The organism is Paenibacillus sp. 2TAB23 (assembly GCF_052115165.1).
Classification (GTDB): Bacteria; Bacillota; Bacilli; order Paenibacillales; family Paenibacillaceae; genus Pristimantibacillus.
Genome location: NZ_JBFRGD010000028.1, coordinates 44,608 through 60,153, shown reverse-complemented (window position 1 = coordinate 60,153; position 15,546 = coordinate 44,608). Strand labels below are relative to the sequence as shown.

12 protein-coding genes are annotated in these 15,546 nt (G+C 50.3%); 7 read left to right on the top strand and 5 right to left on the bottom strand.

The window, feature by feature from the left end:
• The first annotated feature begins 4 nt into the window (after positions 1–4).
• Positions 5–820: a carbohydrate ABC transporter permease gene (locus AB4Z29_RS28165; protein WP_441946283.1), complete on the top strand. Its 816-nt coding sequence runs from the start codon at positions 5–7 to the stop codon at positions 818–820.
• A gap of 21 nt (positions 821–841) precedes the next feature.
• Here the strand turns inward: AB4Z29_RS28165 and AB4Z29_RS28160 are convergent, their stop codons facing one another.
• The 4 genes from AB4Z29_RS28160 to trxB form a co-directional block, all read right to left on the bottom strand.
• Complete coding sequence (locus AB4Z29_RS28160) at positions 842–2,122, bottom strand: MFS transporter (RefSeq protein ID WP_441946282.1); 1,281 nt, start codon at positions 2,120–2,122, stop codon at positions 842–844.
• A gap of 198 nt (positions 2,123–2,320) precedes the next feature.
• Positions 2,321–3,253: a LacI family DNA-binding transcriptional regulator gene (locus AB4Z29_RS28155; RefSeq protein WP_441946281.1), complete on the bottom strand. Its 933-nt coding sequence runs from the start codon at positions 3,251–3,253 to the stop codon at positions 2,321–2,323.
• A gap of 453 nt (positions 3,254–3,706) precedes the next feature.
• A complete protein-coding gene (locus AB4Z29_RS28150; RefSeq protein WP_441946303.1) occupies positions 3,707–5,623 on the bottom strand; it encodes a glycoside hydrolase family 13 protein in 1,917 nt (638 codons plus the stop codon).
• A 233-nt stretch (positions 5,624–5,856) separates the two neighbouring features.
• A complete protein-coding gene (gene trxB, locus AB4Z29_RS28145; RefSeq protein ID WP_441946280.1) occupies positions 5,857–6,801 on the bottom strand; it encodes a thioredoxin-disulfide reductase in 945 nt (314 codons plus the stop codon).
• 157 nt (positions 6,802–6,958) lie between these two features.
• Between trxB and AB4Z29_RS28140 the strand changes: the two genes are divergently transcribed.
• From AB4Z29_RS28140 to AB4Z29_RS28120, 5 genes are all read left to right on the top strand, one after another.
• Positions 6,959–7,633 (top strand): response regulator transcription factor, encoded by a 675-nt coding sequence (locus AB4Z29_RS28140; protein WP_441946279.1) that lies wholly within the window; start codon positions 6,959–6,961, stop codon positions 7,631–7,633.
• Positions 7,630–9,021 (top strand): ATP-binding protein, encoded by a 1,392-nt coding sequence (locus AB4Z29_RS28135; RefSeq protein ID WP_441946278.1) that lies wholly within the window; start codon positions 7,630–7,632, stop codon positions 9,019–9,021. The genes AB4Z29_RS28140 and AB4Z29_RS28135 overlap by 4 nt, the downstream gene beginning before the upstream one ends.
• 404 nt (positions 9,022–9,425) lie before the next feature.
• Positions 9,426–10,304: a UTP--glucose-1-phosphate uridylyltransferase GalU gene (gene galU / locus AB4Z29_RS28130; RefSeq protein ID WP_441946277.1), complete on the top strand. Its 879-nt coding sequence runs from the start codon at positions 9,426–9,428 to the stop codon at positions 10,302–10,304.
• Positions 10,305–11,913: 1,609 nt separating this feature from the next.
• Positions 11,914–13,173 carry an FxLYD domain-containing protein gene (locus AB4Z29_RS28125; RefSeq protein ID WP_441946276.1) on the top strand — a complete coding sequence of 420 codons (1,260 nt, stop codon included), beginning with the start codon at positions 11,914–11,916 and terminating at the stop codon, positions 13,171–13,173.
• Between the two features lie 12 nt (positions 13,174–13,185).
• The gene (locus AB4Z29_RS28120) at positions 13,186–14,304 is read left to right on the top strand and encodes a S1C family serine protease (RefSeq protein WP_441946275.1); all 1,119 of its coding nucleotides are present in this window, start codon (positions 13,186–13,188) and stop codon (positions 14,302–14,304) included.
• 113 nt (positions 14,305–14,417) lie between these two features.
• Here AB4Z29_RS28120 and AB4Z29_RS28115 read toward each other — a convergent pair whose 3' ends face one another.
• Positions 14,418–14,765: a hypothetical protein gene (locus AB4Z29_RS28115; protein ID WP_441946274.1), complete on the bottom strand. Its 348-nt coding sequence runs from the start codon at positions 14,763–14,765 to the stop codon at positions 14,418–14,420.
• Between the two features lie 59 nt (positions 14,766–14,824).
• Here AB4Z29_RS28115 and AB4Z29_RS28110 point away from each other — a divergent pair, with 59 nt between their 5' ends.
• Entirely contained in the window at positions 14,825–15,304 is a 480-nt protein-coding gene (locus AB4Z29_RS28110) for a hypothetical protein (protein ID WP_441946273.1), read from the top strand.
• The last annotated feature ends 242 nt before the right edge of the window (positions 15,305–15,546 follow it).

Sequence of the window (15,546 nt, the reverse complement as noted above, 5' to 3'; positions counted from 1 at the left end):
ATCGTTGGTTCTCAAATGGTTAGGCAAATTGCTGCTGCTCTTGTTCGCAGCTGTTATTCTCGTTCCTTTATTGATCGTATTGTTTACCTCATTAAAGACGACACCGCAGTTCTATGCAAGTCCGCTTGGTCTGCCGGAATCGCTGTCGCTCCACAACTTCAAGGCGCTGTTCGACGGACAACCGATGTGGGGATATTTCCGCAATAGCGTTGTCGTTACGCTGGCTACGGTAGGTCTCGAGCTTCTGCTTGCCGGATTTATCGGGTATGGCATCATGCGCTCGGGACGCCGGGCAGGGGCATTCGTATTCGGCTTATTCGCTATTGGACTGATGGTTCCGTCACAAGTGAATATGATCCCGATCTACACGTTTGTGCATAAATTGGGCTGGAGCAATTCCTTAGCGGGATTAATTGTCGTATCCGCTTCGGTGCTGCTTCCGCTTTCCGTGTTCATGCTATCTGGTTTTATGAAAACATTGCCGAAGGAGATCTTGGAGGCAGGGGAGATCGACGGCGCAGGCGAATGGACGCTTCTTGCACGTATCGCACTTCCTCTTAGCGCTCCGTACCTCGCGGCAACAGCAGCATTTTTGTTCGTTATCGTCTGGAATGACCTGCTTTTCCCTATGCTGCTGCTGAATGGAAAGGATAAGCTGACGCTTCCCCTAGCTATGCTGCAATTCCGGGGAGAGTACATTACCGATTATCCCGTGCTTCTCGCTGGTGTCGTCATAACGGCATTGCCGATGATTGCTTTGTTTATATTTCTTCAGCGTTATTTCATCTCGGGTGCGCTGGCAGGTTCATTAAAGGGTTAGCTACCGGGGACTCCCCCCCAGCTACTGGAAGGCACGAATAGCTGTGAAACGCCGGTAGGAGATCATTCCCATCAGCAGCATGGCGGTACCGCTTGCCGCAATAATGACGGAAGGGCCGTATAGATCCGATAAGGTGGAGAAGACAGCGAGCCCGATTGGCGGGGCTACGCTGGTTAAAGCGCCTACCAGGCCGAATACCCTGCCCTGCATGGATGGTTCAACGGCAACTCGAAGCGCGATGAAAATAATAGTTGTGCTGAACGAGAAAAGGAAGCCAACGAGCAAGATAAGCGGTAGAGCTGCGCTTGCTGATGACATGAGCGAAATGGCGATAAACAAAGGTCCCATTAGGATCATGCTCCATAGTGTCCATTTCCCTCTGCTTTTTAGCCGAGTATCGAGCCGCATGATTAATATTGAACCAATCACGTAGCCTAGAGGGATACATGCTTCCATGAGTCCAAAGACAAAGGGCTGCGCATGCCACACCTTCACGGCCATGACTTGTATTAGCATAAAGGTTGATAGGAAGAAAAACATGACGAGCGGGAGCAGCAATACAGCCGCTTTGGCAAATGGCTTCCTCCATACATAACAGAATCCTGCTTTGAGATCCTCTTTGAAGGAGGTCTTCGCTTTGGCTTCGTCCTTAGATGCTTGATAAGGGAATTTGCCTGCAACCAGCAAAAGAATTGCCGAGAGGAGGAAGGTGGCAGCATCGATTGCGATCGCGAAAGCGCCGCCGAATGCAGCGACTGCTATGCCTCCGAGTGCAAATCCGGATATGCGGATGATATTATCGGAGATGCTGATTGCCCCAACTGCTTGGGTAATCTGCTCTTTGCCTACGATCTCGACGAGCGAGGCTTGGAAGGCAGGCGTACGGAATACACCGGCAAATGCGACAAGCCCGGTTAACAGGACGATATAGGCAAAAGGCACATTAGGAAAGTAAATGAGTAAAGCGATCGCTGCGACCAGCACGAAGCGTACCGCATCGGATACCCACATTAATGTGCGGCGGTCGGTTCGATCGGCAAAGGTTCCTGCGAAGGACCCGAACAACATGCTGATGACGAGATGCGTGATGAGGACGACGGACATGAGCTTAGCGCTTCCGGTCGTTTGCAGCACCCAGAGATTGAGCGCAATGCTGTGAAAGGTATTGCCGAGCAGTGACAGGCTGTAACTGGAGAATACGGCGAGAAAAGTCCGGTTTCTCCAAATAGATACGGTACTCGCATCGTTTGTCAGGGCTGTAGTCTTCGCATCATCCTTGGCTGATTTAGCTATTTCAAGCATATGGTAACCTCCTGAATGAATGATTGGAATGGTGAATGAGCAGTCGAACATGGATGCGAAAAAATAGCATTCGTCTTTTAACTTAAACGTTTAAGTTGATATAGGAATAGTAGTAGCTGTTCGCTTTCCAAGATACTGGACAGCGAACTGGTGTCATTTATTTTCTATTATCGCGGTTACAAGAACACATTAGCACCGTTAATGTTCTCTGTCCGCTTTCACAAGCACATATTGGGTATCGGGGCCTTCTCTCGGCGCTATTAAAAGCTTCATCATCAATTGAAATACTGCTTCCGACTTGAGATCGCCAAACGAGATACGTACGGCTGCGTTCGGTAGAATGTCCGGACAACCTGCCGAGCAAATAACGGCTAAATTCGCCGGATTCACGTATTTTGCCGCCATAATGGCTGCAAATTCGCTTAGTGCCAATCCTGTCTGATTCATTTTGTTTTTCAGAAAACGCGAAAGCGATTCCTCATCCCTTAGAAAATGAACTGCATCTTGCTCCAAGCCCGAGACGGAGGCAATATACTGGGTAAGCTCTTCATTGTTGAAGCTATCAATGATGATATACCCGAATGGAGCGAGTGGGGATGCTTTTGCAAGGGCGAAGGCATCGTCATAGTCGTAATTCACCTTATAAAACAAAGAATCATTTATGATGCTGTCGATTACAATAAGCGGAACGCCTATCGAGAAGCGGCTTGAAATGAGGTGGAAATTTTCAGTTCTGACATCGACGACGTAGACGCCGTCCAGCTTTCGCTCGGAAATAATATCGAGCTTCGGATCAGCCGCGTCGAGGCTGAATAAAACAACATGATAGCCTCGTGCCGTGAGCAGCTGCTCCAGGCGATTAATGAATGTCGAATAATGCAGCTGCCTCCAAAAGCCGTCATTCTCGGTGCGATTGACCAAGATTCCAATTAAGCCGGACTTTTGCTTCACTAGCGATCTAGCCGCTAGGTTGGGCACGTAATGCAGCTGTTTGGCTGCTTCCAGCACGCGGCGCTTCGTCTCCTCGGGTATTGTCTGGCTAGTGACGTTGTTGATCACATAGCTGACGGTTGCGACAGACACCTCAGCGGCTTTGGCAATATCTTTGAGCGTAGCTTTTTTGATCGTCATACAGCTCCCTTCCTCTTTGCCTGCAAGCAAAAATACGATGGCATATGTGTATAAGACATACCGATGCAGCACAATCATAATAACTTAAACGTTTAAGTTATTATGACATCCTATAAGCTCATTTGTCTAGGGGCTATGATATGCAGCAAAGCCCAACAAGGTGAGGACCAGTAGGGCTTAGAAAGGAATGCCTGATATGCCGAGATCGGCTCGAGGCATTCCTTTCTGTATAAGTTGAACGAATGAATGATCTGCGCAGGCGGAGAGAATAAAGTCGTTCTGAAGGAATGTAATGTTCGCTTTTGCAGACCAAATGGAAACTATATATGAAGCTAACGAATCAAACCATTTGGCTGCAACCGCGATCGGAAGAATGGCTTTGTTCACGCAGCTATGACGGCATACTAATGTTTAGTTCATATTACATTGATTTCCTATTACATTAATTCTCTATTAGTATTCACTTTGCTCTAATACAACAAAACCGTATGCCGGAAGAGTAAGGTTAAGCTTGCCGCTGATCGTATCGAACTTTGAAGCAGTGTTTGCAGCAGGAGCGGAATCGCTTGAAAGCACTGTTATCCAATGGGTTTCACTCGCATAGTCAGCTGATCGGATTATGCTTGATTCTGCCATCTTAGCCGATAACAACCCAACAGGCGGCTCTGAATCAGTTCTCGCAAAGCCGGTAAATGTGATAGCTTGCGGCTGCAAATCATCACCATCTTGCACAGCTGGGATAGGGATGCTGAGTTCCGCTTCATTCTCGCGCGCATTTAATGCGATCAGCAAACGCTGGTTGCCTTCACGCCGTTCATAGACGAGGATGCCGTCTGTGCTGCTGGCATGGACAAAGCGAATATCTGCGCTGCGGAGCGCATCGTATTGGCGTCGAAGTCCGATTGCCGAGGTATAGAAAGCGAGCAGATCGCGATTTTGCTCAGCCGGGTCCCAAACCATGCACTTGCGGCATCCAGGATCTCCGGCACCGTCAATACCGACTTCATCTCCGTAATAGATGCAGGGAGTACCAGGATAAGTGAGCTGGAACAAGGAAGCAAGCTTCATGGCTGCTTCATTATCACCGCAGAGTGTAAGCAGCCTTGGCGTATCGTGGCTGTCCAGCAGGTTGAAGGCCGTTTCGGTTACCTGCTGCGGGTAAGCTGCCAGCTGCTCGCCGATCGCCAGCGCAAATTGTGATGCATCAATCGTCTGGTAGGCGAAGAAATCTAATACGGCGTTCGTGAACGGATAATTCATGACGGCATCGAATTGGTCCCCTTGCAGCCACATGATCGAATCATGCCAAATCTCGCCCAAAATATAAGCCTCCGGGTTAACCTTTTTCACCGTCATTCGGAATTCGCGCCAGAATTGGTGATCAACCTCATTCGCTACGTCAAGCCGCCAGCCGTCGATTCCGATTTCCTCGATCCAATAACGCGCAACCTCGAATAAGTAATGCTTCACCTCGGGATGCTCGGTGTTCAGCTTAGGCATAAGCGGCTCAAACGCGAACGTTTCGTAAGTAGGAACGCCGTCAACGACTTGCAGCGGCCATTCCCTTACATAGAACCAATCCGCATATTTGGAATCACGCCCATTCTGCTGCGCATCGACGAAAGGCGGGAATGTTTTGCCGGAATGGTTGAATACGGCGTCCAGCAAAACGCGAATACCGCGGGCATGGCAAGCAACAACAAGCTCTTTGAGCTTCTCGTTTGTACCGAACTGTGGATCGACCTTCATATAATCCTGCGTATCGTACTTGTGATTGGTCGTAGCCTCGAACAGAGGCGTGAAATAGACGGCATTAATGCCAAGCGCGGCAATATGGTCTAAGTGGTCGATTACCCCTTGCAGGTCCCCGCCAAAGAAATTGTAAGGCGTCGGTTCGCCGCCCCACGGCAGAACGTTCTCTGGATCAAGCGAAGGATCACCGTTCGCAAAGCGCTCCGGGAAGATTTGATAGAATACGGCATCCTTTACCCAAGCAGGCGGCTTGAATACGTCAATCGGATTGATATAAGGGAAGTCGAAAAAAGTGTTCGGGTTATTCGGCAGCAATAGCTCGAAGCCTTTATCCGTAAGCAAGATGCATTCAGAGCCGCTAGTTAAGCGGAAAGCATAGCGAAGACGGCGAAAAGGGGGAATAACAGCCGTTTCCCAATAATCGAATCGTGCGTCCGAGGACAAAATACGCATAGGCACCGTGGTTATGGTTTGATCCCAAGCATATTTGTCGCCAACGATCGCTTCAACCGCGGTTACGTCATTTTTTTTGGTGCGAATGCGAAGGTGCAAGGTTTGATCGTCGTAGGCATAAGCCCAGTTCTGCTTTGGTCTGTGATATACCGCTTCTAATAACATCATAATCGCTCCTTTAAGCTAAATGGGAGAAAGGATGAAAACGCGAAAAAAGGTACAACCTCTGCTCATAAAAGCCGAGGTTGTACCTTCTCCCATAACACGTTCAGGCGCCGCTAACGCGATGCATAATGTGAACATATGGATGCGGTAGCATTGCCTTTCTATTGTAAATCTCAACACATTTATTATACATAATTTGCACGTATTGTACCAGTATGAATTTCAAAAAAAGTTTATGCGTGAACGGCTTCGTGTGCTTGGGATTCCAAGAATCGCTCGCAATCAAGGGCAGCCATACAACCGCTGCCTGCCGCTGTAATGGCTTGACGGTAATTGCGGTCCTGAACGTCGCCGCAGGCGTATACGCCTGGGATGTTCGTCTCGGAGGTACCCGGCTTCACGATAATATAGCCTTGGTCATCGGTATCGATTTGCCCGCCAAGGAAGCTAGTATTCGGGGTATGGCCTATCGTAATAAATACGCCGTCCGTTTCAAGCAGCTCTTCCTCGCCGGTTTCATTATTGCGTACTTTCAACCCTTGCAAGCCCATGCCTGTCGCTGCTACTTCAAGCGGCGTGCGGTTTAAGCTCCACACGATTTTTTCGTTGGCGCGAGCGCGGTCCTGCATGATTTTGGAAGCGCGCAAATCGTCGCGTCGATGTACGAGTCTGACCTCGGAGGCGAAGCGGGTAAGGAATACCGCTTCTTCCATTGCGGAGTCGCCGCCGCCGACTACAATAATTTTTTTGCCGCGGAAGAAGAAGCCGTCACAGGTTGCGCAGGTGCTGACGCCGCGTCCGATATTGTCCTGTTCGCCTGGGATGCCAAGGTACTTCGCGGAAGCGCCGGTTGAGATAATGATCGACTCCGCCTGCAATTGGCCAATACCCTCAACGTCTAGCGTATAAGGTCGTTTGCTGAAATCAACGCTTTTCACGGAGCCTGTTTTGAAGTTCGCTCCGAATCGCTGTGCTTGCTTGCGCATATTGGACATCAGCTCGCTGCCCAGTATACCGTCTGGGAAGCCGGGGAAGTTCTCTACCTCTGTAGTCGTAGTCAGCTGGCCGCCTGGCTGCCAACCTTCAATGACAAGCGGCTCCATGTTCGCGCGGGCTAGATAGATGGCAGCTGTCAATCCTGCAGGTCCTGTACCGATAATGATCGTTTTGTAAGTCATCTATATTCTCCTCCATTTCGTATACGTTCAATGTAATAAATACTACTTTAAAATTATTACAATCTACATGCAATGTCAATATCGTTCATGTAACGTTCATGTTCGTATTATATGCTGTTTGTAGAGCTTGCTTGAGCAGGACTGGAGGACGATTGAAATGCCGAAAATTGTCGTGGTTGACGATGATCCGAATATTCGCGAGCTGGTAAGCCTTTTCTTAAAAAGAGAGGGCTATCAGGTGATAGAAGCCATAGATGGAGTAGATGCGCTGGAGCAGCTTGATGCGGTTCGCCCCGATTTTGCCATAATCGATGTGATGATGCCGCGAATGGACGGATGGGCGCTTTGTACCGCGCTGCGGGAAAGCTATGACATTCCGCTGCTGATGCTGACGGCGAAGGGGGAAACGACCCATAAAGTAAAAGGCTTTGAGCTTGGAGCGGATGATTATATGGTCAAGCCGTTTGATCCGCCAGAGCTGGTAGCTAGGGTCAAGACGCTGCTCAAAAGATACCGCATAACCGCATCCCAGACGGTCGAATTCGGCGAAGTTACGATGAATAAAACCGATTTCCATATGTCTGCATGCGGCGAGAAGATTACCTTGCCGCCCAAGGAATTCGAACTGCTGTTCAAGCTTGCCGGTTATCCTGGCAAAACGTTCGCGCGCGATCAGCTGATTGAACAAATTTGGGGCATGGATTACGAGGGAGATGAACGGACGGTCGACGTACATATCAAAAGGCTCAGGGATCGTTTTCCGGAGGAGTCCTACCGCTTCCGTATTGTTACGATTCGCGGGCTTGGGTATAGGCTGGAGGAATGGTCATGATTCGCAGCTTGTATGTCCGTATCACAGCTACTTTCCTAGTCGTCGTCTTAATAAGCATCGGCGTTGCTTTTTTGTTTACGAATCAAATGTTCAAACGTGACGCAAGGGGACAGCTTCCGAATCAGATGGAGAAAGCGATCAGCCGGATCGAGCAGCTTTATGCTGTTTCCAAGCCAGCATCGCTGAAAGAATTTTTGGAAGAGGTATCGGATCAGCAGGGCTTGTCGATCATTGCAGTCAGCAGCGCAAACCGGCTCGTGCAGGCTGGCGAGCGAAGCGATGCGATGGTGAATAGGCTGACATATGAGCAGCTTGGCAGCGTATTCCGAGGGAATATGGTCAACATGGGAATGTTCAACCGCGAGGAAGGGAGCCCGCCGACGCCGCCTGCCATGGGCAAGCTGGTACAGTTCGGAAACGAGAACTGGGCATTGTTCGTGCAGCCGGAATCTTTCCCGCAGAACAGTAATTTTATATGGACGGCCGTTACGCTGCTCGTCACGCTGCTTGTCGTCGGGAGCGTGCTTATTCTCGTTGCCGCCCGTTATTTGGTCATGCCTCTGAAAATGATGACGAATGCGGCTACGCGGATGTCAGAAGGAGATTTCACTGTTCGCCTGCCTGTCAGGCATGGGGACGAGCTTGGCGAGCTGGCCGAGGGGATGAACAAGATGGCGCTAAGCTTGTCCCAGCTTGAGATGATGCGCCAGGACTTCGTATCGAACGTCTCCCATGAAATTCAGTCGCCGCTTACGTCGATTGGAGGTTTTGCTGAAGCGCTTCGCAGCGAAGAGGTAACCGAATTGGAGCGGGATCGCTACATTACCATCATTAAACAAGAAAGCATGCGGCTGTCGCGTTTAAGCGAGAACCTGCTCAATCTGGCTTCTTTGGACTCGCGGCAGCATCCTTTTCATCCACGGCCGTATCGTCTGGATCGGCAGCTGCGCGACGTCGTGCTTGCGTGCGAGCCGCAGTGGATGGCTAAGCGGCAGACCGTCGAGCTTCTAATGGAAGAAACGACGATTACAGCGGACAGCGACCAGCTTAATCAGCTATGGATGAATCTGTTCGCGAACAGCATGAAATTCACGCCGGAGGATGGGAAAATATTTTTTGGGCTGAGTGAGCAGGATGGGTATGCTGTCGTCCGAATATCTGATACGGGCATAGGCATCAGCGAGGAGGACCGCGAGCGTGTCTTCGAGAGGTTCTATAAAGGCGATATGTCGCGGGACCGCAGTCAAGGAGGCAGCGGTCTTGGATTATCGATCGCGCAAACCGTTGCCCAAATCCATGGAGGCAGCATCATGCTTGATCCGCATGCGGATCAGCTGGCAGGTGCGAGCTTCATTGTGAAGCTCCCTCTCGTGGCGTTAGAGCGATAACGCGGTATGGCTCCCCCTCTCGTGGCATTAGAGCGATAACGCGGTGTGGCTCCCTCTCGTGGCTTTAGAGCGATAACGCGGTGTGCCTCCCTCTCGTGGCTTTAGAGCGATAACGCGGTGTGGCTCCCTCTCGTGGCGTTAGAGCGATAACGCGGTATGGCTCCCCCTCTCGTGGCATTAGAGCGATAACGTGATGTGGCTCCCTCTTATGGCGTTAGAGTAATAACACGGTGCGACTCTTTCTCGTGGCGTTAGAGTGCTAGTTGCGGTGCAGCATGAGGTAGTGCGATAGCGTACGTCGGCTTCCTATTTAGTGATGCTGAAAACGTAGATAATCCCAGGCCAAGCGGTTATGATGGAGGGAGATTATTTCATACATGTAACGTTTTGGGGGAGAGACTTAAATGGAGAAACGGATACGGAAAGCCATCATACCGGCAGGAGGACTGGGAACAAGATTTTTGCCTGCAACCAAAGCGCAGCCGAAGGAAATGCTCCCAATTATCGATAAGCCTGCTATTCAATATATTGTAGAAGAAGCCGTTCATTCTGGTATCGATAGCATCGTTATTGTCAGCGGCCGCAACAAAAGGGCGATCGAGGATCATTTTGACAAATCTGCTGAGCTTGAGATGGAGCTGGAAGCACGCCATAACGAGGAAATGCTGGAAATGGTGCAAAAGATATCACAGCTGGCGGACATTTATTATGTCAGGCAGAAGGAGCCGCTCGGACTTGGTCATGCCGTATTATGCGCACGCCGCTTTATCGGAGACGAGCCTTTCGCGGTCCTGCTGGGCGACGACATTCTGAAGTCAGACCCGCCTTGCTTGCGCCAAATGATGGATATTTACGAGCGTGACCAATCATCGGTCGTAGCAGTCATGGAAGTGCCGTGGAACCAGACCCATAAATACGGAATCGTCGACATCGAAAGCGGCAAGCAGATTGCCCGCGTACGCGACATTGTCGAAAAGCCGGCACCCGGTCAAGCACCTACCAATTATGCGGTTGTGGGACGTTATGTACTGGATCCCGCTATATTTGGATTGCTGGAGAACGCAGCGCCGGGGAAGGCGGGCGAGATTCAGCTTACGGACAGCCTGCAGCAATTAAACCGGCTTTCTTCATTGACCGCGTACCGTTTCGACGGACGCAGGCATGACGTAGGCGACAAGCTTGGTTTTGTTCAAGCTACGATCGACTTTGCGCTGGAGCGTGCAGATTTAGGCGATGACGTAAGGAAGTACATGCTGGAGCGTTTGAAGGAAACCAACGCTTAGGATTGGTCTGTGAATGAGAACCTGAAAGAACCATGAAAAGAACGATAGACAGAACTGCAGGTAGAATCGCAGAAAGATCTAAATAAAGAGCAAATGACATAACCATAGAGAGAACCACAAACAGAACCACAAACAGAACCACAGACAGAACGACAGACAGAACGACAGACAGAACGACAGACAGAACGACAGACAGAACCACAGACAGAACGACAGACAGAACCACAGACAGAACGACAGACAGAACGACAGACAGAACGACAGACAGAACTACTGACAGAACGACAGACAGAACGAAAGACAGAACGACAGACAGAACTACTGACAGAACCACGGATAGAACGTCAGAGAGAACCACTGACAGAACGACAGACAGAACGACAGACAGAACCACGGACAGAACGTCAGAGAGAACCACTGACAGAACGACAGACAGAACGACAGACAGAACGACTGACAGAACCACTGACATACCCACAGAAAGAACCGCGCGGACAGCGGTTCTTTTTTGTTGTTTGGGGAATTATGCAGATATTAAAGTGGTGGATAAGCCTGTGGAAATATAAGATAGGGGGATGGACGTGGAGGAACGAGAGACATCAACGAGCCTATAAGAAACATATTGGCAGGAGAAAATCTGAGATAACCAACCATTACTTCGGGTACACTGCACTTTGTACAATAGAAACCTCATATAAAGGGAACTACGAGAAGCTACATTGCAGAAAGTACAATAGAATCAGCCTTACGAGTGAAATATGGCTGTAACAGCGTCATTCTGTTGCAGAAACTACAACGTAGCAAGAGCCTGATGACTTAAACGACGAATAGAGTGTATAAAGTACAACGTAGCTTGGGTAGCCGAAAAGAGAAAGCTGAGACGATCAACCAATCGCTTTGAGAAAGCTTAGGTAGCTAACCAAGCAAAAAAAACAAATTAGTTGGAGAAGGTCAGAGGCAACCAGATTTGAGAAGCTATAATGAATCAAGAACCCTATTACTTAAACGAAGAATATAGTGTGCCAGGTTCAACGTAGTTTAGGTAGTCGGCTAGAGAAAGCTTAGGGAGTTAACTAAACTAAAAGAAACAAATCGGCTAGAGAAAGCTTAGGAATTAAACCAAGCTACATGAAACAAATCAACTCGCGAAAGCTAAGTTTGTCAAACGAGCTAATTGAAATAATCGGCTGGAAACGCCAGAGGCAGCCAACCAATCTTTACAAAACAAACAAAGAGGCGCCATTTGAGCGCCTTTTCTCTTTTTAGCCACGCTTCATCTTACGAAAGTCTGACGGTGTTACGCCGGAGCTTTCCTTGTGCTAAGTCCCCTCTTCCATGGAGGAAGGAAGCGTTTGCTCTCTACACGGACGAAATTATATACGTACAAACCAGAAGCAGCCTATCGGGTCACTGTTTTCGTGAGCGCGAACGGTTGCTTTTTGTATGCCAAGGGATAATGAGGCGTTGAAATGTGTGAATGGCAGGATGCCATAAAAGACGATACGTAATTCCCACTAATTAAAAATGGAGATCATTTACTTTTTGAGATAGAATAGATAAATGTGTATAGAGAGAGATGAGAGAATCATGGGCTGGGGGATGAACGGAAGTGTATTGCCATCATTGCGGAAAGAAGCGCACAGACGATGCGGTTTATTGTAGCCAGTGCGGCAGGTTGCTTGCTGCTGATGAGAATGAAACGGCAAGCGTTAGCTCGGAGAGTACATTGGTCGTATTGGAAACGGCTGCTTCTATAGAGACAAGGCGAGCAGGGACGATAGAGAGCGTGAGCGTGCCGGCTGGCGTACATCGGGGAAAGAGAAAAGGGTCGGCTTTGGTATGGCTGCTGCCTGTTATTCTTTTTTTAGTTACGGGAGCCTCACTGTTTGGCTACTATATATATCAAGCTGGAATGAATGATAGAGTTATCAAGCTGCAAATAGAAGCGAAGATTTCAGCGCTTGATGGCAAGTATGAAGCAGCGCAGGCAAAGCTTAAAGAGGCGGCAGAAGCTAGGCCCGCTTTTGCTTCGGTACAGAAGGATGCGGAGATCGTTGCGATGGCAATCGAACTGTCGCGTTCTGTCGCAGCCGCAGGCAAGCAGTTGGAGGAGAACAAGCTGGAAGACGCTGAGCTGACCATTGAGAAAGCTAAAAATGAGCTGCATGGGCATAGCGAGCCGATTTTTTTGAGCATGAAAGAACAGCTGAGGGGTTATGCCGTAAAGCTTAGCGTATTGAAGCTGACAGCGGAGCTGGCTGATTTGAATACGGTGGATGAACTGGGAGCGAAGCTCAGCCTCGCAAGTCAGCTGGACGGTGAAGAAGCTGCTGCCGTGAAAGAGCAAATTATCGTTAAAATCGTAGAGATTAGCATAAAGGAAGCAGATGCTTTACTGAAGAAGAAAAGCTATTCCGATGCTTTGGCGGTAACGGGCAAGGGGCTGTTGTATGCCAAGGATGAAGCCAAGCTGATTAATCTGGAGAAAAAAATTACCGATGCTCAGGCTGCGTACGAGCAGGATGAGCAGCGCCGGCTGGAGCACGCCATGCAGCAAGCGGCAGCGGAGGATTTGAAAAATCAGACAGCAGCCGTTGAGGTCGTCCAGATTGAATCTACGCTGGATGAATTCGGTGACCTGAACATTGAAGGCGAGTTAAGAAATGCGGCAACGCGTCCGATTTATTCGATTTCCGTGAAACTTATCGTACGAGACGCCGAAGGCAATGAGGTAGGGTCCGGCACGGCTGAGGCAACGCCTGATTATGTAGAACCGGGCGAAAGCATTCGCTTTACGAGCACCGTATACGGCGTCTACGTTCAGAATACGACTGTCGTCGTGGATCATGCGACATGGTACTTGGATTAAGGTGGTGGTGAGATGAGCAAACGAGCGTGGGTCAGCGCGATCGCTTCCGTCTTGATCGTGTGCGGAGGACTGGCGGCTGCAGCTGCTATTCATTCAGAGGTGCCTAGCAGACTAGAAGGAAAGCCGCTGCTTGCAATTGCCGATGAATCGAAGAAAAAGTCATTAAAGGATATTATTTTTGAAACGCAGAAGCTCGTTGTGATGATTGAAACGGATGACGGCACACAAGGCTCCGGGTTTCTCTATAACTCGGAGGGAGACCTGATTACGAATGCACACGTCGTTGCAGGCGCCAAAAAGGTGAAAATTAAAACAGCTGATGCTCGTGAGCTCGAAGGAGAAGTCATCGGCATCAGTACGGAGACGGATGTTGCCGTTGTGCGTGTCGAAGCGCTGGCAGGCACCGAGCCGCTGCAGCTTGTGCGCGATGAAAAAGCGGAGGTCGGCGACGAGGTAATGGCGGTAGGAAGTCCGCTCGGCTTTCAAAATACGGTGACAACCGGCATTATTAGCGGACTCGGACGTAGCTTCGAGATCGAGCCATATCTTTATTCTGATTTGTACCAAATATCGGCGCCTATCGCGCCAGGCAATAGCGGAGGCCCTCTTGTCGATCGAACGACCGGCGCTGTGCTGGGGATCAATTCGGCTGGATACGAGCAAGGCTCGATAGGGTTCAGCATGCCAATCTCGAACGTCATCGACATTGCGGAAAGCTGGTCGAAGGAGCCTATGGCGGAGCTGCCGGAGCTGGAAGTATCAGAGGAGTCTGCTGTTAACGAGGCTGACGCGAAAGTAGAAGAGTTCGCAGGTTATCTCGTGACGCATTTCTATGACAGTCTTAACAATGCGGATTATGTCTACGCCTATTCGCTGCTCGGAGGGAATTGGAAAGAAGGCACGAGCTATGAGAAGTTTAGAGAAGGATATCTAGGCACCTTGAATGTCGTCATCGACGATATGCATGTGAAGGACAGCAGAGACGACAAAGCGACGGTCATTGCGGTTATTTCGGTGGATGAGCGCGTCGACGGCAAATATGTATTGAGCAAGTATCAAGTCACCTATGAGGTTGGCTACGAGAATGATCAATTGAAGCTGGTAAGCGGCAAAGGAAAAGCGATCAAATAAGCAAGCTCCAAACAGCATGATTACGCACAAAAAAAGAGCGAGAGAAAGCCGTTCAGGGGAAACGGCTTCTCTCGCTTTTTTGCTATCGGAGCAGATCGGATATGATGCTGAACCTAGTCCTGCTCGTTAGATGATTCGAGGTAGTCCTGTTCATAGGCAAACTCGGCTTCCTCTTCGCGCAATATCGGATTGAAAATAAGCACAAGTGCTACAGAATCGTTGCGCTGAACAGGGAAGCTAAGCAGCGATGCTGGTATGACGCGTCCATTCAACTGAAGCTGATAAGTGGTTCTGCCGCCAATAGGTACACCGCTGACGGAAACGATTTGTCCGTTGAAGTTGAAGCGAACGGCGCCTGTTTCCGCTAGTGCCTGATATATCGTCAAGCCAGGGCGGAAAGGTACCCTGTAGGCCTGCGTGACGTTAGGAAACGTTCTGCCTCCATTGATTACAACCGTCACCGATGCCTGATGCCCAGGAGGAAACGGCAGAGGAATGGGAAACGGAATAGGGAACGGAAATGGAAACGGCGGACGTGGCGGAGGGAACGGCCCTGGTCCGGGAGGGAACGGTCCTGGCCCAGGAGGGAACGGCCCTGGTCCGGGTGGAAACGGCCCTGGTCCGGGTGGAAACGGCCCTGGTCCGGGTGGAAACGGCCCTGGTCCGGGTGGAAACGGCCCTGGTCCGGGTGGGAACGGTCCTGGCCCTGGAGGGAACGGCCCTGGTCCGGGTGGAAACGGCCCTGGTCCGGGTGGAAACGGCCCTGGTCCGGGAGGGAACGGCCCTGGTCCGGGAGGGAACGGCCCTGGTCCAGGAGGGAACGGCCCTGGCCCGGGTGGAAACGGCCCTGGTCCAGGAGGGAATGGTCCTGGCCCTGGAGGGAACGGTCCTGGCCCTGGAGGGAACGGCCCTGGTCCGGGTGGAAACGGTCCTGGTCCGGGAGGGAACGGCCCTGGTCCTGGAGGGCCGAAGCCGCCGCCTGGCGGGGGAGGCGGCATAATGGACCTAGGTCCGCCGCAGCCGCAGTCGCTGCCGGTTGTAATCGCTTGCTGCGGGTACGCAGGAAATTGTTGCTCGTTAGTGTAAGTATAATCCATGCAAGCACTCATACTCCTTTACGAAACAGATTAGGCATCTATCCTTATCTATCGTATGCGGCAAATGCCTATCCGGTGTACGCAGCGTTTAACGCAAAAAAAACGACGCCGTCTCATAAATGAGACAAGCGCCGTTTCTATTTCA